The sequence below is a fragment of the Blastococcus sp. SYSU DS0539 genome (assembly GCF_054050855.1).
In genome coordinates this window covers 129,461-154,548 of sequence record NZ_JBJHAF010000005.1, presented here as the reverse complement: position 1 = coordinate 154,548, position 25,088 = coordinate 129,461, and the positions used below count along the sequence as shown (strand labels likewise).

Annotated in this window: 28 protein-coding genes; 8 read left to right on the top strand and 20 right to left on the bottom strand. The window is 73.4% G+C overall.

Annotated features, from left to right (window positions below; all coding sequences use genetic code 11):
• Window positions 1-10: 10 nt before the first annotated feature.
• The 4 genes from ACI790_RS08435 to ACI790_RS08420 all read right to left on the bottom strand — a co-directional run bounded on the left by ACI790_RS08435 (window position 11) and on the right by ACI790_RS08420 (window position 2,673).
• Window positions 11-109: a 30S ribosomal protein bS22 gene (locus ACI790_RS08435; protein WP_012854759.1), complete on the bottom strand. Its 99-nt coding sequence runs from the start codon at window positions 107-109 to the stop codon at window positions 11-13.
• Between the two features lie 425 nt (window positions 110-534).
• Window positions 535-879: a helix-turn-helix domain-containing protein gene (locus ACI790_RS08430; protein ID WP_456569345.1), complete on the bottom strand. Its 345-nt coding sequence runs from the start codon at window positions 877-879 to the stop codon at window positions 535-537.
• 331 nt (window positions 880-1,210) lie between these two features.
• A complete protein-coding gene (gene proC, locus ACI790_RS08425; RefSeq protein ID WP_456569344.1) occupies window positions 1,211-2,029 on the bottom strand; it encodes a pyrroline-5-carboxylate reductase in 819 nt (272 codons plus the stop codon).
• Window positions 2,026-2,673: a hypothetical protein gene (locus tag ACI790_RS08420; RefSeq protein WP_456569343.1), complete on the bottom strand. Its 648-nt coding sequence runs from the start codon at window positions 2,671-2,673 to the stop codon at window positions 2,026-2,028. Before ACI790_RS08420 ends, proC begins: the two co-directional genes overlap by 4 nt.
• A 59-nt stretch (window positions 2,674-2,732) precedes the next feature.
• Here ACI790_RS08420 and ACI790_RS08415 point away from each other — a divergent pair, with 59 nt between their 5' ends.
• On the top strand, window positions 2,733-3,299 hold the full coding sequence (locus ACI790_RS08415; RefSeq protein ID WP_456569342.1) for a type 1 glutamine amidotransferase domain-containing protein: 567 nt from the start codon (window positions 2,733-2,735) through the stop codon (window positions 3,297-3,299).
• A gap of 16 nt (window positions 3,300-3,315) precedes the next feature.
• On the opposite strand, the gene ACI790_RS08410 is transcribed toward ACI790_RS08415, so the two are convergent.
• A complete protein-coding gene (locus ACI790_RS08410; protein ID WP_456569341.1) occupies window positions 3,316-4,080 on the bottom strand; it encodes a hypothetical protein in 765 nt (254 codons plus the stop codon).
• A complete protein-coding gene (locus tag ACI790_RS08405) occupies window positions 4,080-5,024 on the bottom strand; it encodes a Ppx/GppA phosphatase family protein (protein ID WP_456569340.1) in 945 nt (314 codons plus the stop codon). Before ACI790_RS08405 ends, ACI790_RS08410 begins: the two co-directional genes overlap by 1 nt.
• Before the next feature lie 41 nt (window positions 5,025-5,065).
• Here ACI790_RS08405 and ACI790_RS08400 point away from each other — a divergent pair, with 41 nt between their 5' ends.
• Window positions 5,066-5,884, top strand: a complete 819-nt coding sequence (locus tag ACI790_RS08400; RefSeq protein ID WP_456569339.1) for a hypothetical protein — start codon at window positions 5,066-5,068, stop codon at window positions 5,882-5,884.
• Here ACI790_RS08400 and ACI790_RS08395 read toward each other — a convergent pair.
• Window positions 5,777-6,856 carry a helix-turn-helix domain-containing protein gene (locus ACI790_RS08395; RefSeq protein ID WP_456569338.1) on the bottom strand — a complete coding sequence of 360 codons (1,080 nt, stop codon included), beginning with the start codon at window positions 6,854-6,856 and terminating at the stop codon, window positions 5,777-5,779. The genes ACI790_RS08400 and ACI790_RS08395 overlap by 108 nt on opposite strands.
• An 81-nt stretch (window positions 6,857-6,937) precedes the next feature.
• On the opposite strand from ACI790_RS08395, the gene ACI790_RS08390 reads away from it, so the two are divergent.
• Together ACI790_RS08390 and ACI790_RS08385 are read left to right on the top strand one after the other, a co-directional pair.
• Window positions 6,938-7,156 carry a hypothetical protein gene (locus ACI790_RS08390; RefSeq protein WP_456569337.1) on the top strand — a complete coding sequence of 73 codons (219 nt, stop codon included), beginning with the start codon at window positions 6,938-6,940 and terminating at the stop codon, window positions 7,154-7,156.
• Window positions 7,157-7,166: 10 nt separating this feature from the next.
• Window positions 7,167-7,355, top strand: coding sequence for a DUF3072 domain-containing protein (locus ACI790_RS08385; protein WP_456569336.1), 189 nt, complete (start codon window positions 7,167-7,169; stop codon window positions 7,353-7,355).
• 8 nt (window positions 7,356-7,363) lie between these two features.
• Here the strand turns inward: ACI790_RS08385 and ACI790_RS08380 are convergent, their stop codons facing one another.
• Together ACI790_RS08380 and ACI790_RS08375 are read right to left on the bottom strand one after the other, a co-directional pair.
• Window positions 7,364-8,050, bottom strand: coding sequence for a winged helix-turn-helix domain-containing protein (locus ACI790_RS08380; protein ID WP_456569335.1), 687 nt, complete (start codon window positions 8,048-8,050; stop codon window positions 7,364-7,366).
• Window positions 8,047-9,249: a sensor histidine kinase gene (locus ACI790_RS08375; protein ID WP_456569334.1), complete on the bottom strand. Its 1,203-nt coding sequence runs from the start codon at window positions 9,247-9,249 to the stop codon at window positions 8,047-8,049. Before ACI790_RS08375 ends, ACI790_RS08380 begins: the two co-directional genes overlap by 4 nt.
• 167 nt (window positions 9,250-9,416) lie before the next feature.
• On the opposite strand from ACI790_RS08375, the gene phoU reads away from it, so the two are divergent.
• Complete coding sequence (gene phoU / locus ACI790_RS08370; protein ID WP_456569333.1) at window positions 9,417-10,064, top strand: phosphate signaling complex protein PhoU; 648 nt, start codon at window positions 9,417-9,419, stop codon at window positions 10,062-10,064.
• A 3-nt stretch (window positions 10,065-10,067) separates the two neighbouring features.
• Here phoU and ACI790_RS08365 read toward each other — a convergent pair whose 3' ends face one another.
• The 5 genes from ACI790_RS08365 to mshA all read right to left on the bottom strand — a co-directional run bounded on the left by ACI790_RS08365 (window position 10,068) and on the right by mshA (window position 15,712).
• Window positions 10,068-10,835: a phosphoglyceromutase gene (locus tag ACI790_RS08365; protein ID WP_456569332.1), complete on the bottom strand. Its 768-nt coding sequence runs from the start codon at window positions 10,833-10,835 to the stop codon at window positions 10,068-10,070.
• Between the two features lie 59 nt (window positions 10,836-10,894).
• Window positions 10,895-12,145 (bottom strand): aminotransferase class I/II-fold pyridoxal phosphate-dependent enzyme, encoded by a 1,251-nt coding sequence (locus tag ACI790_RS08360; protein ID WP_456569331.1) that lies wholly within the window; start codon window positions 12,143-12,145, stop codon window positions 10,895-10,897.
• Window positions 12,146-12,243: 98 nt separating this feature from the next.
• Complete coding sequence (locus ACI790_RS08355; RefSeq protein ID WP_456569330.1) at window positions 12,244-13,836, bottom strand: MFS transporter; 1,593 nt, start codon at window positions 13,834-13,836, stop codon at window positions 12,244-12,246.
• Window positions 13,833-14,378, bottom strand: a complete 546-nt coding sequence (locus ACI790_RS08350; protein ID WP_456569329.1) for a YbjN domain-containing protein — start codon at window positions 14,376-14,378, stop codon at window positions 13,833-13,835. The genes ACI790_RS08355 and ACI790_RS08350 overlap by 4 nt, the downstream gene beginning before the upstream one ends.
• Window positions 14,375-15,712 (bottom strand): D-inositol-3-phosphate glycosyltransferase, encoded by a 1,338-nt coding sequence (gene mshA, locus ACI790_RS08345; RefSeq protein WP_456569328.1) that lies wholly within the window; start codon window positions 15,710-15,712, stop codon window positions 14,375-14,377. Before mshA ends, ACI790_RS08350 begins: the two co-directional genes overlap by 4 nt.
• Window positions 15,713-15,796: 84 nt before the next feature.
• On the opposite strand from mshA, the gene ACI790_RS08340 reads away from it, so the two are divergent.
• Window positions 15,797-16,582, top strand: a complete 786-nt coding sequence (locus ACI790_RS08340; RefSeq protein WP_456569327.1) for an SDR family oxidoreductase — start codon at window positions 15,797-15,799, stop codon at window positions 16,580-16,582.
• On the top strand, window positions 16,579-17,085 hold the full coding sequence (locus ACI790_RS08335; protein ID WP_456569326.1) for an N-acetyltransferase family protein: 507 nt from the start codon (window positions 16,579-16,581) through the stop codon (window positions 17,083-17,085). The genes ACI790_RS08340 and ACI790_RS08335 overlap by 4 nt, the downstream gene beginning before the upstream one ends.
• Window positions 17,086-17,087: 2 nt before the next feature.
• On the opposite strand, the gene ACI790_RS08330 is transcribed toward ACI790_RS08335, so the two are convergent.
• A complete protein-coding gene (locus tag ACI790_RS08330) occupies window positions 17,088-18,197 on the bottom strand; it encodes a UDP-N-acetylmuramate dehydrogenase (RefSeq protein ID WP_456569325.1) in 1,110 nt (369 codons plus the stop codon).
• Between ACI790_RS08330 and ACI790_RS08325 the strand changes: the two genes are divergently transcribed.
• Entirely contained in the window at window positions 18,131-18,994 is an 864-nt protein-coding gene (locus ACI790_RS08325; RefSeq protein ID WP_456569324.1) for a class I SAM-dependent methyltransferase, read from the top strand. The two genes, ACI790_RS08330 and ACI790_RS08325, sit on opposite strands and share 67 nt — an antisense overlap.
• 35 nt (window positions 18,995-19,029) lie before the next feature.
• On the opposite strand, the gene ACI790_RS08320 is transcribed toward ACI790_RS08325, so the two are convergent.
• The 5 genes from ACI790_RS08320 to ACI790_RS08300 all read right to left on the bottom strand — a co-directional run bounded on the left by ACI790_RS08320 (window position 19,030) and on the right by ACI790_RS08300 (window position 24,893).
• Entirely contained in the window at window positions 19,030-19,620 is a 591-nt protein-coding gene (locus ACI790_RS08320; protein WP_456569323.1) for a TetR/AcrR family transcriptional regulator, read from the bottom strand.
• 358 nt (window positions 19,621-19,978) lie between these two features.
• The gene (locus ACI790_RS08315; protein ID WP_456569469.1) at window positions 19,979-21,355 is read right to left on the bottom strand and encodes an amidase; all 1,377 of its coding nucleotides are present in this window, start codon (window positions 21,353-21,355) and stop codon (window positions 19,979-19,981) included.
• Window positions 21,356-21,463: 108 nt separating this feature from the next.
• A complete protein-coding gene (locus ACI790_RS08310) occupies window positions 21,464-22,381 on the bottom strand; it encodes an ABC transporter permease (protein WP_456569322.1) in 918 nt (305 codons plus the stop codon).
• A gap of 74 nt (window positions 22,382-22,455) precedes the next feature.
• Window positions 22,456-23,400, bottom strand: coding sequence for an ABC transporter permease (locus tag ACI790_RS08305; protein WP_456569321.1), 945 nt, complete (start codon window positions 23,398-23,400; stop codon window positions 22,456-22,458).
• 32 nt (window positions 23,401-23,432) lie between these two features.
• The gene (locus ACI790_RS08300; RefSeq protein WP_456569320.1) at window positions 23,433-24,893 is read right to left on the bottom strand and encodes an ABC transporter substrate-binding protein; all 1,461 of its coding nucleotides are present in this window, start codon (window positions 24,891-24,893) and stop codon (window positions 23,433-23,435) included.
• Window positions 24,894-25,088: the final 195 nt, after the last annotated feature.

Below are 25,088 nucleotides of genomic sequence, written 5' to 3'. Positions count from 1 at the left end.
GAGCGTCAGCTCACTTCTTGTTGCGACGCTGAACGCGCGTCTTCTTCAGCAGCTTGCGGTGCTTCTTCTTCGCCATCCGCTTGCGCCGCTTCTTGATGACCGAACCCACGTGGTGCTCCCGACGTCGTGACGAAACAGATCAGCTCGAACGCGACAGCGGGTCGTCCCCGGTGTCGCCCGGCCACTGAGGGTACCCGAGCCACCCCGCGGCGACGCTGCTGCACGGTCACCCTCCGGGCGACACCGCGGCCCATGACACTGTCGCCCTCCGGGCGACACCGCGGCCACGTGCCGGCTCCCGTCGGGTGGAGCCGGCCTGGGGGGGGGGGGGGGGGGGGGGCGCCCCGCCCCCCCCCCCCCCCCCCCCCCCCCCCCCCCCCCCCCCCCCCCCCCCCCCCCCCCCCCCCCCCCCCCCCCCCCCCCCCCCCCCCCCCCCCCACCGCGGCCACGTGCCGGCTCCCGTCGGGTGGAGCCGGCCTGTCGTGCCTGCGCGGACCCCTCCGGGCCCACTCGGCACGACCGAACAGGAAGGTCTCAGGCGATGTCGGTGTAGGCGTCGCGCAGGTAGTCCTGCACGGCGCGCTCCGGCACGCGGAAGGAGCGGCCGACGCGGACGGCGGAGAGCTCGCCGGCGTGGACGAGGCGGTACACGGTCATCTTGGAGACGCGCATCATCGAGGCGACCTCGGCGACGGTCAGGAAGGTGACGGCGGCGCGGGGCGCCGGGACGGCCTGGCGGCCGATCGGCATCGCGGCGGGGTGCTGGGCCGGCACGGGGCGGGCCATCGCGGCGGCGCTCATCGGGCGACCCATCTGACGGGGCATGGGCATCCCCGGACGGACGACGGTGGCGGCAGCGTGGCGCTGGGGCATGGTCATGTCTTCGTCTCCGGAACCTAGCTCGTGTCGTGGCGCCGGCTTCCCCACCGGCAACTGAACACGCACGCGCTGGTACTGAGAGTAAGGGGGCTGGCGTGACTGAAGCGATGGGTGAAACGAACAGGCGGACCGGTCCGTACTAGGCAGAACTACACCTATGCAACACGGTGCCCACCCGTTCCGGCGCGTTTCGCGACACGGTGAGAGATCGTTGACGCTGAGTCACACCACTGGACGCCGATTTGCACTACCGTGTTCGCCCGCTCACGCCGGGTGCACGTCGACCTGTCGACACGGGAAGGCGTGGGCACCGCGTCCCGGCCGGTCGACGTCAGGACTTGTCGACGCCCAGCTCCACCGATCGCGCGTGCGCCGCCTCGATCGCGGCCATGAGCGCCGCGCGGACCCCGTGCTTCTCCAGCTCCCGGATCGCGGCGATGGTCGTGCCGCCCGGGCTGGAGACCGCCTCGCGCAGCTGGACGGGGTGCTCCCCCGAGTCGCGCATCATCACCGCGGCACCCAGTGCGGTCTGCACGATGAGGTCCGCCGCCAGCGCGCGGGGCAGGCCCAGCAGGATGCCGGCGTCCACCATGGCCTCGACGAGGTAGAAGAAGTAGGCCGGCCCGCTGCCCGAGAGCGCCGTCACCGCGTCCTGCTGCGACTCCGGTACCCGCCGCACCTGGCCGACGGCGGCCAGCAGGGCCTCCGCCTCGTCCAGGTGCTCCTCGCCCGCGTGCGCCCCGGCCGAGAGCACGCTCATGCCCTCGTCCACCAGCGCCGGCGTGTTCGGCATGACCCGCACGACCGGCACCCCGGCCGGCAGGGCCGCCTCGATCCGCGTCGTCGGCACGCCGGCGGCGACCGACACCACCAGGTGGCCGGCGTCGACGTGCCCGGACACCAGCCCGAGCAGCGTGTCGATGTCCTGCGGCTTCACCGCCAGGAGCAGCACCCGGGCGCGGGCTGCCGCGTCGGCCAGCTCCACCGCGGGGACGCCGTAGCGCTCGGTCAGCTGGGCGGCGCGCTCGGCGCTGCGCTCGACCACCAGGATCCCGTCGGCCCCGCCGCGCCGGACCAGACCGGAGAGCAGCGCCTCACCGATCTTGCCGCCCCCGATGATGGCCAGGCCGCGGCGGCCCGTGGCGGTCACGCCCGGCCCCCCGCGACGGGCACCAGCACGCGGACGGTGTGGCCGGCGGCCAGCAGGCGGCGCTGGTCCCCGGTCGGTTCTCCCATGGGCATGACGTGCTCCCAGCTGTCGGGCGCGCGGCCGTTCCAGGCCGCGCGCTCACCGGTGATGGCGATCAGTCGTGGATCGGTGGTCGCGACGGCCGGCTCGCCATCCGCGGCCATCAGGACGTTCAGGCAGCGGACGAAGGCAAGCTCCGCCGCCGCCCCCCGGCCGGCGACCAGGCGCACCCGCCCGCCGGCGAGTGCCCGGCACCGCGCCTCGGCCGACGGCTCGCCGGCCGGGACCACCACCCGACTGCCGGGCAGCGCCCGGGCCACCGGGTCGACGACGCCGGGCGGACCGGTCAGAGCGACCGCGAGGCCGCGGGCCACGAGCCCTTCCGCCGCGCCCGTGCCGCCGGGCACGGTCAGCTCGCAGGCGGCGGCCAGCCCCGCGTCGAGCACCCGGCCGGCGAGCTCCGCCGGGACACCGCCGGAGAGGTCCAGGCCGACCAGCCGGCCGGCGGCGACCAGGTCGCCGGCGGCGCGGACGGCGTCCTCGGGGCCCAGCGCCGCGGCTGCGCGCCGGCCGGGCAGCCGGCGGGAACGCGGACGGACGGGCACGCCCGAAACCGTAGTGCTCCGGGGTGTGCGCGGTCCGGGGGCCGGGTAGCGCCGCCCGCATGGCAGGAGAACTGGACGGGATGAGGGTGGCCGTGCTGGCCACCGACGGCGTCGAGCAGGTCGAGCTGGACCGGCCCTGGCAGGCCCTCGAGGAGGCCGGTGCCGAGCCGGAGCTGGTCTCGTTCGCCACCGGCACGATCACCGCCTACGAGCACATCGAGAAGGGCGAGCGCCGCACGGTCGACACCGATCTGAGCGCGGCGGACCCGGACGACTACGCGGCCCTGGTGCTGCCCGGCGGCGTCATCAACGGCGACTTCGTGCGCGCCGACGCGGACGCGGTCACCTTCGTGAAGGCGTTCTTCGACGCCGGCAAGCCGGTGGCCGCCATCTGCCACGCGCCGTGGGTGCTGATCGAGGCCGGCGTCGTCCGCGGCCGGCGCATGACCTCGTGGCCCTCGCTGCAGACCGACCTGCGCAACGCCGGGGCGGACTGGGTCGACGAGGAGGTCGTCGTCGACGGCAACCTGATCACCAGCCGCAAGCCCGACGACCTCGACGCCTTCGGCGCCGCGATCGTCGACGAGTTCGCCGCCTCGCGCGAGGAGGAGTCGGCCGACGCGTGACCGCCGCCCCCGGCGGTCAGGAGGTCGCGAGGAGCGTGGCCGCCGGGGCGATGGTCAGCAGGGTGCCCGCGAAGACCAGGACGGCGAGCATGCGGGCCCCCACCGGCTCGGTGCCCTGACGCTGGCGCCACACGTTCACCCCGGCCACCAGGCCGGTGACGGCGAGCGGAGCCAGGAAGACCGCCAGGTGCGGGATCATCTCCCACAGCACGGTGGCGGCGAAGTAGATGCCCACCCCGGCCACCAGGGCGATCACCAGCTCGCCGGCGAACCGGAGCCAGGCCAGCGCGCTTTCCCGCGGCGTGGTGTCGAGATCGGCGTCGACGTCGTCGGCGCGCACCACCGGGATCGGCCCGGTGCCGGCGGCCCCAACCCGGGCGGGCGCGGTCCGCGACGCGGTGCGGGAGGCCGTACGCTGCGGCCCGGCGGCCTCGGCCGGCCGGCGCAGCGGAGGCACCGGCGCCGACGGCTGCGGGACGCCGGGCTTGCGGTCAGGACGCAGGCCGGGGATGGCGGCGGTCGCGGGGTCGGGCGCGCGCTTCGGTGCCCGGTCCTCCCGCGCCGGGGCCGACTCGGAGAGCTGCAGATCGCTGCGGCGCCGCCCGTAGGCGGCGCGGTCGCCGGCGGCCACGTCGTCGGCCCGCCGCTGGCGGATGCCGGTGTCGTCGTCGTCGACGCGACGCCTGCGGGCCGTCCGGGCGGCGGACTCGATGCCGGCCTCGCGCAGGATCTCGGCGAGCGAGCGCCCTCCCGTGTCCGGGTTCCAGTCCGGTTCGGCCATCACACCCCTCCCAACGAGTCCAGCCTGCGCAGGATGACTCCCTCGCGCAGCGCCCACGGACAGATCCGCACGCACGGTACGTCCAGCGCACGCAGAGTTGCGGCAGCGACAACGGCTCCAGCGGGAACCTGGTGCGCGCGGTCGGGTGAGACCCCCCGGAGCTCGGCCAGCGCCGAGCTCTCGATCCGCGAGATGAAGCCGACCAGCTGCCCCAGCCCGTCGGCGCTGAGCTCGCGCGGGACCTGCAGCCCCGCCGAGTAGGGGGCGGCGCCCGTCAGCCGGGCGAGGGTGCGGAAGGTCTTGCTCGTGGCCGCCACGAGGTCCGGCGCCCCGGCGCCGCGCAGCTTCTTCGCGGCCGGCTCGATCAGCCCGTCCGCGTACGCGCCCAGCTCGTCCAGCGCCGCCAGGTCCGGCCGCCCGCCCCGCTGGGCCTCGGGGAGGAACCGCCGGGTCATGCGACCGGCGCCGAGCGGCAGGGACAGGGCGACGTCCGGCTCCTCGTCGACACCGCTGGCCAGCTCCAGCGACCCACCGCCGATGTCGAAGATCAGCAGCCGCCCCGCGCTCCAGCCGAACCACCGGCGGACGGCGAGGAACGTCAGCCGGGCCTCGTCCTCACCGCTCAGGACCTGCAGCTCGACGCCGGTCCGCTCGCGGATCCGGTCGAGCACCTCGAGGCCGTTGGCCGCATCCCGGATGGCGGAGGTGACCATCGCGAGCAGTTCCTCGCACCCCTGCTTCTCGGCCTGGTCGCAGGCCGCCTGCACCGCGCGCAGGAGCGCCTTCTCCCCCGCCTTCGACAGCAGCCCGTCGTCCCCGATCTGCTCGGCGAGCCGCAGCAGCCACCGGTCGTCGTGCATCGGCGTGGGGTGCGCCCCGCGATGGGCGTCAACCACCAGCAGGTGGACCGTGTTCGATCCGACGTCCAGCACACCGAGCCGCATGGGCCCGATTCTGCCGGTCGGCGGCGACCTAGGCTGGCCCGGTGCGGAACGAGCCCCCCGAGGAGGTCGGCCTGGACTTCCCCCGGGAGTGGGTGGAGTTCTCCGATCCCGAGAACCCCGAGCACCTGGTCCGGGCCGATCTGACCTGGCTGACGTCGGCCTGGACGTGCGTCTACGGGCGGGGCTGCGCGGGTGTGGTGGAGGGCCGGCCCGACGACGGGTGCTGCAGCCACGGCGCCTTCTTCACCGACGAGGACGACCTGCTCCGGGTGACCGCCGCGGTCGCGGACCTGACCGACGAGGACTGGCAGCTGGCACCTGCCGCGCGCGGGGCGTGGACCGAGGAGGACGACGCCGAGGACGCCGACGGCGCCGAGCCCGTGCGGTCGCTGCGCACCCGCGTCGTCGACGGGGCCTGCGTGTTCCTGAACCGGCCCGGGTTCGCCGGTGGCAGCGGCTGCGCCCTGCACCGCATGGCGCTGCGCACCGGGCTCCACCCGCTGACGACCAAGCCCGACGTCTGCTGGCAGCTCCCGGTGCGCCGGGAGCAGGAGCACGTCGACCGCCCCGACGGCACCCGGGTGCTGGTCTCGACCATCGGCGAGTTCGACCGCCGCGGCTGGGGCCCCGGCGGGCACGACCTGCACTGGTGGTGCACCGGGTCGCCGACGGCGCACGTCGCCCCCGAGCCGCTGGTGCTCACCTACGCCGCCGAGCTCACCGCGCTGCTGGGCGCCCCGGCGTACGCGGAGCTACGCCGGCTGACCGAGGCCCGCCTCGACCAGGGCCTCGTCGCTCCCCACCCGGCCAGCCCGCGGCCGGTGCCCGTCGAGCTGCACCGGCGCCGCCCCGGCAGCTGAGGCCGCGCCGGACCGGAAGGTCTGCCGGTAGGCCCGCGGGGAGACGCCACGCCGGCGGGTGAACTGCTCGCGCAGCCCGGCCGCGGTCCCGAACCCGACCAGCCGGGCGATCTCCTCGACGGGCGCGTCGGTCTCCTCGAGCAGCTGCTCCGCGGCCGCCAGCCGGTGACCGAGCAGCCAGGCGTGCGGCGTCGTGCCGGTCGTGGCCTTGAACCGGCGGGCGAAGCTGCGCGGGCTCATCAGGGCCCGGCGGGCCATCACCTCGACGGAGATGTCCTCCGCCAGGTGCCCGGTGGCCCACCCGAGCACGGCACCCAGCAGGTCGTCCTCGCAGGCCGGGACGGGGGCGTCGATGAACTGCGCCTGGCCGCCGTCGCGGTGCGGCGGCACGACCATCTCGCGAGCGAGGGAGTTGGCCGCGCCGGCCCCCCACTCGCGCCGCACGAGGTGCAGCAGGGTGTCGACCCCGGCCGCCGTCCCCGCACCGGTGATGACCTGCCCGTTGTCGACGTAGAGGACCGACGGGTCGACGGTCACCGACGGGAACCGGGCGGCCAGCTCGCCGGCGTACTTCCAGTGCGTGGTGACCCGCTTGCCGTCGACCAGGCCCGCCGCGGCGAGCACGAAGGCGCCGGTGCAGTGGCTGACGATCGTCGCGCCCCGGGCGTGCGCCGCCCGGAGCGCGTCGAGCAGCGCGGGCGAGGGCACGCGGTCGAACAGCTCCCACGCGGTGATCGAGACGATGTCGGAGCGGGCCAGGCGCTCCAGCCCGTGCTCGACGGTGATCGGGATGCCGGTGTCGGTGCGCAGGACGCCCGGCACTTCGGTCACCAGGCCGAAGTCGAACAGCGGCAGGCCCATGTGCCGGCGGTCGTACCCGAACACCTCGCAGCAGACGCCGAGACCGAAGCTGCCGACGAGGCCGTCGGTGACCACGACGCTGACGACGAGCGGGCGATCGGGGGCAGCCATGTCGGCATCATGGCAGGAAAACTGCGATCGGGGTCACTCCTGCCACTCGTCGCCGCCGGTCGGCGTCGCCAGGGTCGACCCATGCTGCTGATCACCTGCCCCGTCACCCGCACCGTCGAACTGGTCGCCGACCGCCGGATCCGGTCGGTCACCAACCACCCGACGCACATTGCGCTGCACGTGGCCTGCCCCGCGTGCGGCGAGGTGCACGTCTACCGCACCGGGCGCCGCTGGGCCGCGACCCGGGCCGCCCGGGCCGAGGCCGTCGCCCGGCGAGCGGAGGAGCTCGCCCGCGCCTAGCATCGAACACATGAGCGAAGCCAACTCCGCCGACCAGACCACCGAGAAGGACCCCGACACCTGGGTGACCGGCGACGAGCCGGCCACCGGGGCGCAGAAGAGCTACCTGGAGACCCTCGCCCGGGGCACCGACGAGGAGATCCCCGAGGACCTCTCGAAGGCCGACGCCTCGAAGAAGATCGACGACCTCAAGAGCTAGGACCGTCGTCAGGCCTCGAGCTTGTAGCCCAGACCCCGCACCGTCAGCAGGTACTTCGGGTTCGCGGGGTCGGGCTCGAGCTTGGCCCGCAGCCGCTTCACGTGGACGTCGAGGGTCTTGGTGTCCCCGACGTAGTCGGAACCCCAGACGCGGTCGATCAGCTGCGCCCGGGTGAGCACCCGGCCCGCGTTGCGCAGCAGGAACTCCAGCAGGTCGAACTCCTTGAGCGGCAGCGCCACCTGCTCGCCGTCGACGGCGACGACGTGCCGCTCGACGTCCATCCGGACCGGTCCGGCGGCCAGCACGCCCTCCGCCGGGGCGGCGTCGGCCACCTCCCCCCGGCGGCGCAGCACCGCGCGGATGCGGGCGACCAGCTCGCGCGCCGAGTACGGCTTGGTGACGTAGTCGTCGGCGCCCAGCTCCAGGCCGACGACCTTGTCGATCTCGGCGTCCTTGGCGGTGAGCATGATGATCGGGACGTTGCCGCGGGCCCGCAGCGCCCGGCACACCTCGGTGCCCGGCAGGCCGGGGAGCATCAGGTCGAGCAGCACGATGTCGGCGCCACCGCGGTCGTACTCCGCCAGGGCATCGGGCCCGGTGGCGGCCACGACGGTCTCGTAGCCCTCCCGCCGCAGCATGTAGGACAGCGCGTCGGAGAAGGACTCCTCGTCCTCGACGACCAGGACACGGCTCATGAACGCTTGGTCTCCAGACTCTGGTTGGCCGGAACGGTGGGCGACTCCGCCGGAGGATCGGCCGGAGCGGCGAGCGGGATGCGGAGGGTGAACGTCGAGCCGAGCCCCTCCTCGCTCCAGACGGTCACCGAGCCACCGTGGTTGCTCGCGACGTGCTTGACGATGGCCAGGCCCAGCCCGGTCCCGCCGGTGCTGCTGGCCCGGGACTGATCCACCCGGTAGAACCGCTCGAACACCCGGTGCCGGTCCGCGCGCGGGATGCCGATGCCGCTGTCGGTGACCGCGATCTCCGCGAACCCCGACCGGGCCCGGGCCGCGACCGCGACCCGGCTGCTGCCCGTGCTGTAGGCCACCGCGTTGGCCAGCAGATTCGTCACAGCGGTGACCAGCTGGCTCTCCACGCCGCGCACGACCAGGCCGGGCTGACCACCGAGCACGATCTCCAGCTTCTTGGCGCGGGCCGCCGTGCGGGTGCGGTCCGCTGCCTCGCTGAGCACCCGGTCCACCTCCACCGGCACCAGCTCGGGGAGCGGCTCGCCGCCCTGCAGCCGGGAGAGGTCGATCAGCTCGCGCACCAGCCGGCCCAACCGGTCGGCCTCGTGGGCGATCCGCGCGGCGAACCGCTGCACCGCCTCCGGGTCGTCGGCCGCGCCCTCGATCGCCTCGGCCAGCAGCGCCAGGGCGCCCACCGGCGTCTTCAGCTCGTGGCCCACGTTGGCGACGAAGTCGCGGCGCACCGCCTCGATCCGGCGGGCCTCCGTCACGTCCTGCAGGACCAGCGCCACGGGGCCGGGCGGCGTCACCGTGCCGCTGTCCAGCCGGGCGCCGTGCACCCCGACCAGCCGCGGACCGGAGCCGACCAGGTCGCCGGGCAACCGGACGTCGGCGCGCCGGGTGCCCCCGCTGCGCACGGCGCGGGCGAGGTCCAGCAGCTCCGGGACCAGCAACCGGGTTCCGCGCACGATGCCGAGGGCGCGGGCGGCGGGGTTGGCCAGCAGGACGGCGTCGTCGATGCCGAGGACCACGACCGCCGGGTCCATGAGGTCCACCAGGCGCCGGGCCAGTGCGCCCTCGGGCAGCGGTACGGCCGCGCCGTCGTGGGCACGTCGCCCCATCCCGGGGCGGGAGCGGATGATGACTGTGGCGGCCACCACCCCACCCAGGATGAGGCCGACCACCAGGGCGACCAGTGGGCTCACGGCCCGAATGGTAGGTCCGTCGGGGCCGGTGGACAGCACTCGGCGAGAGGTTCACCGCTCGGACGGGCCACTGTTCACCGCGCGGGGGGCCGACGTTCACCCGGTGGCGGCCGGGCCGGCCCCCGGCGCGCCTACTGTCGCCGGGGAACCACGACGAGAGGACGACCGTGCGGGACAGCTACCGCGAGGAGCTCGACGACATCAACGACTGCCTGGTGGCCATGGCCAACTCGGTGGGCTCGGCGATGGGGACCGCGACGACCGCGCTGCTCGACGCCGACGTCGCCCTGGCAGACCTGGTGATCGCCGGCGACCAGGAGATCGACGCGACCCGGGAGAGCATCGAGCAGCGCTGCTTCACGCTGCTCGCGCGCCAGCAGCCGGTGGCCGGCGACCTGCGGATCATCACCACGGCGATGCGCATCGTCAGCGACCTCGAGCGCATGGGCGACCTCGCCGAGCACATCGCGAAGGTCGCCCGGATGCGGTTCCCCGACCACGCCGTGCCGCAGGACGTCCGCCCGGCGTTCCTGGAGGCCGGTCAGGTCGCCGAGCTGCTCATCACGAAGGCCGCCACGGTCATCGCCAAGCGCGACCTCGAGGCCGCGCGCGAGCTCGAGACCGACGACGACGACATGGACCAGATCCACCGCGGGCTGTTCCGGCAGCTGCTCTCCGACGACTGGCCGCACGGCATCGAGACGGCCATCGACATCACCCTGCTCGGGCGCTACTACGAGCGTTTCGCCGACCACGCGGTCAGCGTCGCCCGCCGGGTCGTCTACCTGGTCACCGGCGAGCGCTACGCGGTCTAGGGCCTACTTCTTGCCCTGGTTCCGGACGGCCTCGATGGCGGCTGCGGCCGCCGCGGGGTCGAGGTACTCGCCGCCGGGCTTCGTGGGGCGCAGGTCGGCGTCGAGGTCGTAGCGCAGCGGCACCCCGGTGGGGATGTTCAGGCCGACGACGTCGTCCTCGCTCATGCCGTCGAGGTGCTTCACCAGCGCCCGCAGGCTGTTGCCGTGGGCGGCGACCAGGACCGTCTTGCCCAGGCGCAGGTCGGGCACGATCGCGTCGTACCAGTAGGGCAGCATCCGGACGACGACGTCGGCCAGGCACTCGGTGGCCGGGCGGGCCTCCGGCGGCAGGAACGAGTAGCGGGCGTCGCCGTCCTGCGAGTACTCGCTGCCCGGCTCGATCGGGGGCGGCGGGGTGTCGTAGGACCGGCGCCACGTCATGAACTGCTCCTCGCCGTACTCGGCGAGGGTGGCGGCCTTGTCCTTGCCCTGCAGCGCGCCGTAGTGCCGCTCGTTGAGCCGCCAGGAGCGGTGCACCGGGATCCACTGCCGGTCGGCCTCGTGCAGGGCCAGCTCGGCGGTCATGATCGCCCGCCGGAGCAGCGAGGTGTGCGAGACGTCGGGCAGCAGCCCGTGCTCGGCGAGCAGCCGGCCGCCGCGGGCGGCCTCGGCCCGGCCCTTCTCCGACAGCGGGACGTCCACCCAGCCGGTGAAGAGGTTGGCCTTGTTCCACTCGCTCTCGCCGTGGCGGAGCAGCACCAGGGTTCCCGGGGAGGTCGTCACGGCGATCATCCTGCCCGACGGCGTCCGCGCGGGCAGCAGCGCCGTCGGACGGGACCCCGGCAGCCCGGTCAGGCGAAGGCCAGCTCGCGTTCCCCGTCCCGGGTGGCGCGGACCGCGGCGGCCACCACGTGCGCGGCCTCGCGGAGCTGCTCGTCGGTGTGCGTGGCCATGACGGTCAGCCGCAGCACGCCCTTGCCGCGCGGAACGGCCGGGTAGGCGACCGCGTTCGTGTAGACGCCGGCGTCGAAGCTGCCCCGCCACGCCGCCGCGGTGACCTCCTCGGTCCCGGTGGGCACCGCGAGGACCGCGCCGCGGCCCGGGACCGGGGCGGCCCCCGCCGCGGCCAGCTCGCGGCGCAGCAGCTCCCCGTTGTGCTGGAGACGGGTGAGCCGCTCGGGCTCGCTGCGCAGGATGCGCAGGGCGGCGAGCGCGGCCGCCACCGAGGCGGGGTCGTTGCCCGCGCTGAAGACGTAGGGCATGGCGCCGGCGCGGATGCCGTCGGCGGCGGCGCGCGAGGTCAGCACCGCGCCGCCGACGCTGGCCAGCGACTTGCTGAGCGCCACGGTCACCGCGTCCACCCGGTGGAGCACCCCGACCTGCTCGGCGGCGCCCCGCCCGGCGGCCCCGAGCACCCCGAGGCCGTGCGCCTCGTCGACGACCAGGCGCGCCCCGTACCGCTCGCAGAGCGCCACGAGCCCGGCCAGCGGGGCCAGCTCACCGGTCATCGAGTAGACGCCGTCGACCACGACCACGATCCCGGCACGCGGGTCCACGCCCTCCAGCCGCTCCGCGAGGGACTCGAGGTCGTTGTGCCGCCAGCGCACGACCGTGCCCCGGCTGGCCGCCGCGGCGGCGTGCAGGCTGGCGTGCACGTGGGCGTCGACGAGCAGCACGTCGTCGGGCCCGCAGGCGGTCGACAGCAGCGCCAGGTTGGCGTTGACGCCCGAGGAGGTCAGGACCGCCGCCTCGGTGCCGTAGTGGTCGGCGAGCTCCTCCTCGAGCTCCAGGTGGAGCGCGGTGGTGCCGTTGAGCACCCGGCTGCCCGAGGCGCTGGTGCCGTAGCGGCGCAGCGCGGCCGCCGCGGCCTCGACGACCCGCGGGTCGCCGGCCAGCCCGAGGTAGTTGCCGGTGCCCAGGTTGATCCGGGCCCGGCCGTCGGCGTAGGTGGTCACCGGCAGCGGTGCCCCACCGGTCGGCACGGAGTGGGTCGCCTCGCCGGCGCGGCTGTGCTCCCGGAGCATTGCCGCCAGCGGGTTCTGCAGCAGCGGTGCGAAGGGGTCGCGGCGCCCCGGGCCCTGGTCGTGGGCGTGGTCGGGCACGGCGGACTCCCTCCGTTCGGCGCGGGGGAGCCCCGCTCGCGTCGCGGTCAGCCTGGGCAACGGACCGGCGAGCGTCAACCCTCCGTTGCCCTATCGAGTCACTGCGTGACCGAGGACACCCGCTTCGGCCGGCCCGGCAGCCAGATCAGCACCACCACCGCCGCGATGAGGGTCGCGGCCGCGGTGCCGATCGCGGTCACGTGCATCGCCGTGACGAACGCCTCCCGGGCCGGCTCCACCACCGCGGCGGCGGCGCGGGCCGCCTCCGGCGTCCCCTCGGCCTGCGCCCCGCGGACCGCCTCCAGCGTCGCCACGATCGAGTGGCGCGCGTCCTCGCGCGCTCCGGCGGGCAGGCCCTCGGCCGCGGACCCGAGCTGCGCCGAGTAGGTGGCGGCCAGCAGGGAGCCGAGGATCGCGACGCCGAGGGCCCCGCCCACCTGGCGCACGGAGTTGTTGACCGCTGCCCCGGCACCGGCCTTTTCGCGGGGGACGACGGACATGATCGACTCGGTCGCGGGCGCCATCACCGCCCCCATGCCGACGCCCTGCACGGACAGCACGGTCAGCAGCAGCCACACCGGCGAGGTGAGGTCGAGCAGCTGCACGCCGGCGAAGGAGAGGGCGATCAGCAGGAACCCGGTGGCGCAGACGGCCTTGGCCCCGAACCGCTCGGCCAGCCGGGAGCTGTTCGGCGCCATGATCGCCATGCCGAGGGCGACCGGGATGAGCGCCGCGCCGCTCTGCAGCGGGCTGTAGTCGCGCACGCCCTGCAGGTAGTAGACGAGGTAGAAGGTCGCGCCGAGCAGAGCGAAGAAGTTCAGGCCGAGCGCCCCGGCGGCCGCGGAGAACGCCGGGTTGCGGAACAGCGAGACGTCCAGCGCGGGATGGGCCGACCGGCGCTGCAGCCAGACGAAGAGCACCAGCAGCAGCACGCCGCCGACCAGCGGCACCAGCACACCGGGCGACGTCCACCCCGCGCCGCTGCCGCCCCGGATGATGCCGAACACCAGCCCGGCCAGGGCGACGATGGACAGCAGCACGCCCGGCACGTCCAGCCGCCCGGGGTGGGGGTCCCGGGACTCGGGGACGACGGCCAGCACCGCCACGATCCCGAGGACGGCGACGGGGACGCCCACGAGGAAGACCGCACCCCACCAGAAGTGCTCCAGGACGGCGCCGCCGGCCAGCGGCCCGCCGGCGACCGCGATCCCGGCGGTACCGGCCCACACCCCGATGGCGCGGCCGCGCTCCCGCCCCGGGAAGACGTTGGTGATCACCGCGAGCGTCGTCGGCTGGACGGCGGCGCCGCCGATGCCCATCACCGCCCGCCACCCGATGAGCTCCAGCGCGCTGTCGCTGAACGCGGCGAGCACCGAGCCGACCGCGAAGATCCCGAGCCCGATCAGCAGCACCCGGCGCCGGCCGATCCGGTCGCCGATCACGCCCCACGAGAACAGCAGGCCGGCGAACACGAGGATGTAGGCGTCCACGGCCCACTGCAGCTCGCCCTGGGTGGCCCCCAGCTCCCGCTGGAGGGTCGGGATGGCGACGTTGAGGATGGTGTTCCCCATGATCACCACGAGCAGGCAGACGGTCATGGTGGCGAGCACCCACCACCGGCGCTCGTAGCCGGGACCCCGCTCCTCACCGGGCGCGACGGCGCCCGGCTGCGGCTTGTCCGTCGCCGTCACGCCCCGGGGGCCGGGTCGGCGCCGGCGGGGCGCCCGCCCGCGCGGTGCGAGGGGTCGACGAAGGCGGCGAACGCCTCCAGGTTGCGCAGGGACTCCCCGCGCTTGACCCGCCACTCCCACTCGCGGCGGATCGAGGTGCCGAAGCCGATCTCGAGCATGGTGTTGAAGTGGTCGTCGGCGTAGCTGAGCACCGAGCCCAGGATCCGGTCGAGCTCCTCGGGGGTGACCGCGGCGTGCGGCAGCCGGCCGGTCAGGTAGACGTCGCCGACCGAGTCGACCGAGTAGGCGACGCCGTACATGCGGGCGTTGTGCTGCAGCAGGTAGGTCCACAGCTGCTCGCGGTTCTCGTCGGGCTGGCGGCAGACGAACGCCTCGACCCGCAGCGCGTGCTCGCCCACGATCAGCCCGCAGACCGTCTTCAGCTTCTTGGTGCCCGGGAGGTCGACCAGCCAGGTGCCCGGCCGGGGGTGCTCGTGCACCAGCTCGCTGTCCCGGAGGGTCTGCTCGATGACGGCGTCGAGCTCCTCGATCGCCCGGCTCACCGGGCCACCCCGAACCCGGGGAGCGCCCGCAGCGGGCCGGGACGCCGGTCCCGCAGCGGGGCGGCCGGCCCGGTCGCCATCTCGGCCGCGGCCGAGACGTAGGCGTCGACGAGGGCGTCGGCGGTGCGGTCCCAGGAGAAGCGGGCGGCGTGCCGGCGGGCGCCGGCGGCGAGCAGTTCCCGGCGGGCCAGCACCGCCCGGACCGCGGCCGCGTAGTCGGCCGGGTCGTGGCCGTCGACCAGCACGCCGGAGACTCCGTCGCGGACCGCGGTCGGCAGCCCGCCCACGGCGGCGGCGACGACGGGGGTGCCGCAGGCCTGCGACTCCAGCGCCACCAGGCCGAAGGACTCGTTGTGGCTGGGCACCACGGTGACGTCGGCGGCGCGGTAGAACTCGGCCAGCCGGTCGGGTGGCTGGGGCGGGTGGAACCGGACCACGTCCGCGATGCCCAGGGCGACGGCCAGCTGCTCGAGCTGCCGGGGCGCCGCCAGCCCCGAGCCGCTGGGCGCGCCGACGACGTGCACCTCCAGGCGGGCGCGGAGGGCGGGGGCCTCGGCCAGCATCCGCGCGGCGCCGGCGAGCAGGACGTCCGGCGCCTTGAGCGGCTGGATCCGGCCGACGAACAGCAGGGCGACGGCGTCGTCGGCCACCCCGACGGCCCGCCGGGCCGCGGCCCGGCTGCCGGGCGTGAACCGGTCGAGGTCGACGCCGGGCGGCACGACGAGCGTGCGCGCGGGGTCGGCCCCGTACAGGCGCACCAGCTGGCGAGCCTCCTCGTCGGTGTTGGCGATCAGCCGGTCGGCCTCGGCCACGACCTGCTCCTCCCCGATCACGCGGGCCCGCGGCTCGGGGCGGTCGCCGGCGGCCAGGGCCTCGTTCTTCACCTTGGCCAGGGTGTGCGCGGTGTGCACCAGCGGCACGCTCCACCGGTCCCGGGCCAGCCAGCCCACCTGGCCCGAGAGCCAGTAGTGCGAGTGGACGACGTCGTAGTAGCCCGGCTCGTGCTGGGCCTCCTCGCGCAGCACCGCCGCGGTGAAGGCGCACAGCTGCGCGGGCAGCTCCTCCTTGCCCAGGCCCTCGAACGGCCCGGCGCTGACGTGCCGCACGGTGACCCCGGGGCTCATCTCCACCACGGGCGGCAGTTCGCTGGAGGTGGCCCGGGTGAACACGTCGACGGCGATGCCGCGCGCGGCCAGCCGGCGGGAGACCTCGACGATGTAGACGTTCATGCCGCCGGCGTCACCGGCGCCGGGCTGGTCGAGCGGGCTGGTGTGCACCGAGAGGGTGGCCACCCGCGAGGGCAGACCCGGCCGGGAGAAGCGACGAACGGGCACGTGGACCTCCGCTCTGCTCCCGCGAGGGCCCACCACCGGCACCCCTGTCGGTCCCCCATCCTGCATCAGCGCCAGGATGGGCACATGTCAGGTCCCTCACTCCCCGCCCCGTCGGGGTACCCCACGCTGCCCGGGACGGGCCGAACCGCCGTCGTCACCGGCGCCTCCAGCGGCATCGGCGCGGCCACGGCCGCCCGGCTGGCCGCCGAGGGTTTCGACGTCGTCGTCGGGGCCCGCCGCGCCGACCGGCTGACCGCCCTCGCCGGGTCGATCGGCGCCCGGGCCCTGCCCCTGGACGTGACCGACGCGGCGTCGGTGGCGGCGTTCGCCGGCGCGCTGGACCGGGTGGACGTGCTGGTCAACAACGCCGGCGGGGCGTTCGACGCCAACCCGGTGGCCGAGGCGGACCTCGACTCGTGGGCGCGCACCTACGACGTCAACGTGCTCGGGACGGTGCGGCTGACCACGGCGCTGCTGCCGGCGCTGCGGGCCTCGGGCGCCGGCGACGTGCTGTTCGTGAGCTCGACCGCCGGCCTGATCTCCTACGAGGGCGGAGCGTCGTACACGGCGGCCAAGCACGGGGTGCACACGCTGGCCGAGACGCTGCGCCTCGAACTCGCCGGCGAGCCGGTGCGGGTGATCGAGATCGCGCCCGGGATGGTGCACACCGAGGAGTTCTCGCTGAACCGGCTGGGGTCCGCCGACGCCGCCGACGCGGTGTACCGCGGGGTGCGCGAGCCGCTGGTCGCCGAGGACGTGGCCGACTGCATCGCCTGGGCCGTGACCCGGCCGCACCACGTGAACGTCGACCTCATGGTGGTCCGCCCGCGGGCGCAGGCCGCGCAGCACAAGGTGGCCCGGGACGGATGACCGGGCCCGTGCGCATCCGCGAGGCGACCGACGCCGACTGGCCGGCCATCCACCCGATCTTCCGGGCGGTCGTCGATGCCGGGGAGACCTACACCTATCCGGCGGGGCTGTCGTCCGACCAGGCGCGGGCCGTGTGGATGGAGCCGCCGCCGAGCCGCACCGTGGTGGCCGTCGACGGCGATGCCGTCCTGGGCACCGCCAAGGCCGGCCCCAACCGGCCGGGGCGCGGGTCCCACGTGGCGACGGCGGGCTTCATGGTCGATCCGGCGGCGCAGGGCCGCGGCATCGGCCGGGCGCTGGGCGAGCACGTCGTCGGGTGGGCGCGCGCGGCCGGCTACCGGGCGATGCAGTTCAACGCCGTCGTCGAGACCAACACCGGCGCGGTGGCGCTGTGGCGCTCGCTGGGCTTCCGCATCGTCGGCACGGTGCCCGGCGCCTTCGAGCACCCCGAGCACGGCTACGTCGGCCTGCACGTGATGCACCTGGACCTGACCCGCGGCTGACCTCAGGGACGGACGGTCGTCGGCTCGCGGTCGAGGGTGACGCCGAAGCGCTCGCGCACGGTGGCGACGACGCGGTCGGCGAACGCGAGCAGCTCGGCCGCCGTCGCGCCGTCCTCGGTGGTGAGGGCCAGGCTGTGCCGCGACGACGTCCCGACGTGGCCGTACCGGGTACCCCGGCCGAACCCGGCGTGCTGCACCAGCCAGGCGGCGCTGAGCTTGACCAGGCCGTCGCCGGCGGGCCAGCCCGGGCAGCCCTCGACGGCCCGCGCCACCGGCACGATCGGGTTGGTGAAGAACGACCCGGCGCTGCGGCTGTCGGGGTCGGCCGGGTCCCAGACCATGCCCTTGCCCCGGCGCAGCGCGAGGACGGCGTCCCGGACGTCGGCCAGCGGAGCCTGCTGCCCTACCTCGACGCCGAGGCTGCGGGCCAGCTCCGCGTAGGCCACCGGCCGCGACAGCTCGCCGGGGTCGAGCGCGAAGGTCACGTCCAGGACGACGAAGCGGCCGGGCTCGCGCTTGAGCCGGCTGTCGCGGTAGGCGAAGCCGCACTCGGCGGGAGCGAGCAGGCGCTGGGTCTTCTCGGCGCGGTCGTACACCCGGACGGCGGTGATCGTCTGCGCGACCTCCTGGCCGTAGGCGCCGACGTTCTGCACCGGCGTGGCCCCGGTGGAGCCGGGGATGCCCGACAGCGCCTCCATGCCGGCCAGCCCGTGCTCGACGGTGTGCGCGACCAGCGCGTCCCAGTCCTCCCCCGCCTGCACGGTCAGCCGGTCCCCGGTCCGCGCGATGCCCCGGCTGCGGACGGCGACGACGTCACCGGGCCAGCCCTCGTCGGGCGCGATCAGGTTCGACCCCCCGCCGACGAGCAGCAGCGGGCGGCCGGCCTCGTCGGCGTCGCGCACCGCAGCCACCAGCTCGGCAGCGGTCTCCACCTCGATCAACCGCTCGGCGGGGCCGCCGACGCCGAGGGTGGTCAGCTCCGCCAGCGGGACGTCGGATCGCACCTGCACGGGGTCGACGGTAGCCGGGACTACGCTTCCGCCCGGTGAGCGAGGCGGGCAACGAGCACAAGCGCCGGGCCTCGCTGTCCCCTCAGCCGGCCCGCAAGGCACCCCGGCTGGCCGCCGGCCGGGCGCGGGCGCTGGGCCTGCCCACCCGCGGCACGACGAACGCCAACCGGCTGCGCCGGGTCGACCGCTGGCTCGTCGCCACCCAGGTCCCGCGGCTGCGCGACTCGGCGCGACCGCTCGTCGTCGACCTGGGCTACGGCTCGTCCGCCGTCACCACGCTGGAGCTCGTGGACCGGCTCGGGCCCGAGGTCGACGGCCTGGAGGTCGTGGGCCTGGAGATCGATCCCGAGCGCGTGACCGCGGTGGCGGCCGACCGGGACCCGCCGCGGGTGGACTTCCGGGTGGGCGGCTTCGAGCTGGCCGGGCTGCAGCCGGTGCTGGTGCGCGCCTTCAACGTGCTGCGCCAGTACGACGAGGAGTCCGCCGCCCGCGCCTGGGACACGATGCGCGGGGCGCTGACGCCCGGCGGGCTGCTCGTCGAGGGCACCTGCGACGAGTGGGGCCGCCGCTCGGCCTGGGTGGCCCTCGACGCCGACGGTCCGCTCACCCTCACGCTGGCCGCCCGGGTGTCCGACATCGCCACGCCGTCGGACCTCGCCGAGCGGCTGCCCAAGGCGCTGATCCACCACAACGTGCCGGGGCAGCCGGTGCACGCGTTCCTGCGCGCCTTCGACGCCGCCTGGGCCGCCGCGGCCGGGATGAGCGCGTTCGGCCCCCGGCAGCGGTGGACGGCGGCGGTGGAGGCGCTGGGCGAGCAGGGCTGGCCGCTGGTGGGCTCGAGCCGGCGGTGGCGGCACGGAGAGGTCACCGTGCGCTGGTCGGCGGTCGCGCCCATCTGAGGAGCCGCCGCCTCCGGCGCGGTTCGTCCGGAGGCTCACGCCCCGTGATTGCGCACCCGGTCCAGGACGGCGTCCAGCATTGCGACCTGGTCTTTCTTCGTTGCGCTGTGTGGGTGCAGCGCCGCCTGGATGCTCAGCCCGTCCATCAGCACGTGGAGTTCGTGCACGACCGCCTCGACCTCGACCTCGGGCTTGAGCTCCCCGTGGTCACGCGCCTCGAGCAGGCGGATGCGCAACCTCCGACGGAAACTCTCCACCTCGTTGGTGTAGACCTCGATGAGCCGGGGGTTGCCGACCGCCTGCCCCCAGAAGCTGACCTCGATGACGGCCAGGAAGCGACGCCGCTCGTCCAGGGGCAGGCACTCCAGCATGTACTGACGCACGGAGGCAAGACCGGTCAGCCGCGGATCCTGACGCACGTGCACCTCGGCGTGCGCGGCAAGCATCGCGGAGGCCATGATGTCGGCCTTGTCCTTGAAGTAGTGCGCCAGGATGCCGCTGGAGCAGTTGGCCTCCCGGGCGATCTCCCGGGTGGTCGCATTGGCGATGCCCTCCCGGGCGATGACGCGCCACGTCGCCTCTATGACGGCCTGACGGCGTTCGTTGTGGTCGACGATCTTTGGCAACTGTGCCCCCTGGGCCTGGTACCGCGCCGATTCGGTGAGGAGTGGGGGCGCGCCCGTGATCCGCGGCCAATTCTGCCGGTTCTTCTCTTTGATCAGTCACACAGGTCCGGCTGCATCCTCAGCATGTTCTCCTACAGGGCTGGAAGCTAAGCCACGCCGATTCGGGGCCGCCGATCTCGCGCTAGGTCCGTTCCGCTGTCTCGTGATCGATGAGGATGGGGTCCCCGCAGCCTCGGCGACCAACTGCGCCTGGCACGAGCGCTCCATCGTGATGAAACGGACGACGCACGGGGACGGCTTTGACGCGGTTGCACGAGCATGGTCGTGCCCCTCCGTCTACGAATGATCGGCGGCTCGGTCAGGGCAACGACGGCCACCGGTCCATGAGCGACAGGTGCTGCTCCAGCACGTGCGCGAATTGCAGCACATCGATGTCGCGGTTCCGCCGCCCGACGATCTGCAGACCGACCGGAAGACCGGCCTCGGTCCAGCCGCACGGAATGCTGATCGCCGGCTGGCCGGTCAGGTTGAACGGGTTGACCGCGTAGGACCGCCCCATGTCGGCCGGCAGCGGCGTGCCGTCGATCTCCCGCAGGCCGGAACCGGGTTCCGCAGACCACGCCTCGAGCGGCATGGCCGGCGTGACCAGGAAGTCGATGTCCTCGAAGAGGCTTCGGGCGGCGTTGTAGAGAGCACCCCGTTTGATCTCCGCGGTTTTCAGGTCGACCGCCGAGAACGACCTGCCGACCGAGATCAGCTGCATCAGGGTGTCCTCGACCCACTCCGGATGACGGTCGGCGAGCGGCCCGATCCCGGCGGCGATCTGGCTGGTGTAGATGACTCGGTGGAAGCTGCTGGGGTCGTCCCATCCGGGGGCCTTCTCCTCGACCCAGCAGCCGAGCTCCTCCAGCGACCGCACCGCGCCCGCGACGATGCTTGCCACCTCTGCACTGACGATCCCGTATCCCAGGTCTGGGCTCCACCGGATCTTGCGGCCGGCGAGCGGACGCTCCGACGGCGGCAGCGGCGTGAATGCCTCGAGGTCGGAGGTGAGCGACAAGGCGTCGCGGTCGTCGTTGCCGGCCATCACCGCGGTCATGAGCGCGGCGTCGGCGACGGTGCGGGTAAGAGGGCCGTTGTGCGTGCGGTGGGACCAGTACTCGCGGCCCGGGTGCACCGGGATCCGACCGAACGACGGCTTGAAGCCGACGACGCCGCACAGGGCCGCCGGGATGCGGATGGACCCGGCCCCGTCCGATCCTTGCGCCAGCGGGCCCACCCCTGCGGTCACGGCCGCAGCGGCACCACCGGAGGAACCACCGACCGTGCGGGTCATGTTCCAGGGGTTGACGGTTGTCTCGGCGACGAGATTGTCCGCCATGTCCTTGTAACCGAAGTGGGGCGTGTTCGTCTTGCCGAGCAGCACGCCACCGCTCGAGCGCAGCCGGCCGGCGACCACGCTGTCCGTGTCAGGAACGTTGTCGGTGAAGAACATCGACCCGAAGGTGGTCCGGATTCCCGCGGTGTTCTCCAGGTCCTTGATCGAGTAGGGGATGCCGTCCATGGCACTGACCAGCTCGCCACGCTGGGCCCGCTCCGTCGCGGCAGCCGCCTCGCTCCGCGCCAGGTCGTCGGTGACGGTGATGAAGGCGTGGACCGTCGGCTCGACGGTGTCCATCCGGTCCAGGACCGAGTCGAGGATCTCGACCGGCGAGACGGACTTCGACCGAATCATCCCTGCCAGCTCTGTCGCCGACGTCGCCCACAACTCGTTGCCGCTCACGCACACTCCTCTCGTCTGTGCCGCGCGGCGGTCCGGCCGCGGCGGCTGCTGGACCTGCCGCTAGTCGATGACGGAACCCTGCGCGGCGCGTCGGCGGCGTTCTTCCTTGGCCTGCCTCTTCCGCACCCGCTCCAGCTCGAGCACCGCCCGGGCACGCTGGTCGATGAGGCCACGCGCCCCTTCGCCGACCATGTTGAGCGCCATCACGCTGATCACGATGGCGAGACCGGGGAAGATCATGAAGCCGGGCGCGAGCGTGATGAAAGTGCGCGCTTCGCCGATCATGTTCCCCCAGGTCGGCGTGGGGGGCTGGACGCCCAGGCCGAGGAAGCTGAGCGCGGCATCGGCGAGCAGCGCCGAGGCGTAGACGAACACCGCCTGCACGAGAATCGCCGGCGCCGCGTTCGGCAGGATGTGGGTGAGCAGGATCTTCGGCCCCGAGACGCCCGCCGCGCGTGCCGCGGTGACGTACCCGCGTTCCCGCAGGGTGAGGACGCGGCTGCGCACCACCCGGGCGACGTAGGGGATGAAGACAACTCCGAGGGCGATGATCTCGCTCCAGATCCCCGACCGCAGGGAGATGACGAGTGCGATCGCGAGCACGATCGCCGGAAAGGCCATCAACGCGTCCATGAGCCGCATCAGCACCCCGGCGGACCGTTCGTAGAAGCCGGCGATCGAGCCGACGAGGGTGCCCATCAGCACCGCGACGAACGTGATCAGAACGCCCAGTCCGAGCGAGACCCGACCCGCGGAGACGACGCGGGACAGCAGGTCGCGGCCGTACTCGTCGGTGCCGAACGGGTGCGCCATCGACGGTGGCATCAGCCGGTTGGCCGGCTCGATGGCATCGGGCGACGGCAGGAAGAACGGACCGATCGCCGACACGAGGATCATAAACAGGAGGACGGCCCCCCAGACGATGGCCGGTGCGTCGCGCTGCCACAGCCCCCCCAGCCCACGCCGCCAGCCGCTCATCCGCCCGCGCTTCCGAGGGCCCTGGTCGTCGACGACCCCGGGCTCCTCGTTTCTCACGAGCACCGCTTCGACGCTCATCGGACGCGCACCCGCGGGTCGGCGACCAGGTAGAGCAGGTCGGCGATGAGGTTCACGACGACGTAGACCACGGCGATCATCAGGGTGACCCCGATGATCAGCTGGTAGTCACGTGACGTGATCCCGTTGTAGAGCAGCTGGCCCCACCCCGGGATCGAGAACACGGTTTCGATGACGACCACCCCGCCCAGAACGTTGCCGAAACTGCTGCCGATGACAGTGATGGCGGGCAGCAGCGCGTTGGGGAGCGCGTGCCGGTAGAGCACTCCCCGCTCCTTGACGCCCTTGGCCCGCGCAGAGCGCAGGTAGAGGCTCAGCAGCTCACCGGACATGCTCTCCCGGAGAGTCGCGACGAACAGCGCGGCCTGGTGCGAGACCAGGACCACGATCGGGAGGATGAGGTACTTGATCGCCTCCGCCGGATCGGTCGAGAAGTCGACGTACCCGCTGGTCGGCAGCAGCCGGAAGATGACGCCGAACACCAGGACCAGGACCAGCGCCAGCCAGAACGAGGGCATGGCGAGCCCGAAGGCAGTGACCGGCGTCACCATCCGGGCCCAGAGCGACCGCGGTTTCGCAGCCGCGTGGATCGCCAGCGGGACGGCGATCACGGCACTGATGACCGTGCTCCCCAGCGCCAGCAGGATCGTCGGCGTGAGGTGATCGAGGATCACGGGGAGCACGGGCTGCGCGAAGATGATCGACGTTCCCATGTCGCCTTGGACGACATTCCGGAGCCAGGTGACGTACTGGGTGACCAGTGGCTGGTCCAGTCCCAGCGATGCCGTGAGGTCCGCGATCTGTTCCTGCGTTGCGTACGGACCCAGCAACGCGATCGCCGGGTTGCCCGGGATCAGGTGGATGATGAAGAACATCGCCGTTCCCACCAGAAACAAGACGATCACGAGATCCCGGATCCGTCTGAGGACCAGACCAGCCACCTGTCGCTCCCTTCACTCCTCCGTCGCGGGACCTACTCGGCGAGCCAGGCGTTCCAGAGGATTCCGGGCCTGAAGGTGGACAGGTTCTTCAGATCCGCGCTTGAGACCTGCAGGCTCTTGTTCGGCGAGATGGGGATGACCGGGAGCTCGTCCCACACGGTCTGCTGGATCTGGTCGACGACGTCGTGGGCCTCGTCAGCGCTCGTGGCCTGGTTGTACTCGGCCAGGAGGGCGTCCATCTTCGGCGACTTGTACCCGCCGGGCCAGGTCGGCGTGAGGTAGTTGACCTGGCTGGGCGCTCCGGGGATCCCGCTGAAACCGGTCATGCTGATGTCCCACGAGGTCGGGGCGGAGGTGAGCCTGTCGATCATGGTCGGGAAGTCGAAGACGTCGACCTGCGCGGTGAGGCCGATCTCCTCCAGCTCGGCCTGCATGACGACGGCCATCTGGAAGTACTTCTCGTAGGTCTGGGTCGTCGCGATGCGGATCGGCGTGTTCGCGGTCACCCCCGCCTCGGCGAACAGCTCCTTCGCCTGCTCGGGGTCGTAGGTCTCGTAGACCTCGCTGCCGGCGTCGGAGTACATCGGCTTGTTGATCTCGAAGGCGAACGAACCGCTCAGCGGCGTCCAAAGGATCTCGGGACCGAAGGCCGCCCTCGACATGGCCTCCTTGTCGATCAGCATGTTCATGGCCTGCCGCGCCCGGAGGTCGCTGAACGGGGACGCCGGGTCGTGGTTGAGCAGCACCGTGCTGACCAGACCGGTGTCGGTCACCTGCACGTCGAGCGCCGGATTGTCCTTGATGGCGTCGTACTGGTCCGGACTGACCGACTGGGCCCAGTGGAACTGCCCGGTCTGCAGGCCGTTGAGCTGCTGGGTCGGGTCCGCGACGAAGCGGAACTCGATCGCGTCGGCGTACGCCTCCTTGGCGCCGGCGAATCCGCCCCATTCCTCCTCGAGGGACGAGTAGTCAGGGTTCTTCTCCAGCACGATCCGCTGACCGTGGGTGTACTCGGCCAGCTTGTACGGACCGGTTCCGATGATCTGGTCGTCGGACATCGGCTGGTCGCCGGCGGCCTCGGCGATCTCGGCCGGAACGATGATCGCGGCCTGGACGTACGCCGCCAGGTCGCTGATCAGCGAGTAGCGGGGCTTGTTGAGGACGATCTCCACCGTCGAGTCGTCCGTCGCGGTGACCGAGGCGATGTCCTGCGCAACCAGCTTGCCGGGGCCGGATACGACCATCCAGCGCTCGAGGCTCGCCACGACGTCGTCCGCGGTCATCGGCTGGCCGTCGTGGAACGTGATCCCGTCGCGCAGCGGGATCGTGTACGTCAGCCCGTCGTCGGACATGGTGTGGTCCTCGGCGAGCATGGGACGGGGAACCAGTTCCGCGTCGTACGCGAACAGTTGCTCGAAGACGTTCTGCCCCGCGTAGATCGTGAGCGCGCCGCTGTTCTGCGCCACGTCGAGGCTCTGCGGGTCACCGGCCAACGCGGCGATGATGGTGCCGCCCTCGACTGGCGTCGAGGAGCCTTCGGCCGCGGCGGGGTCACCCTCTCCCCCTGCCTCCGAGCCGCAGCCCGCGAGCCCCATCGCCAGTGCCGTGCCCGCGACGGCGAGACGTAGCCGCGACGACCGGAGTGGGCGCTTTCCGTGGAACGAGCTTCGAGTTCTCATGTCATTCCT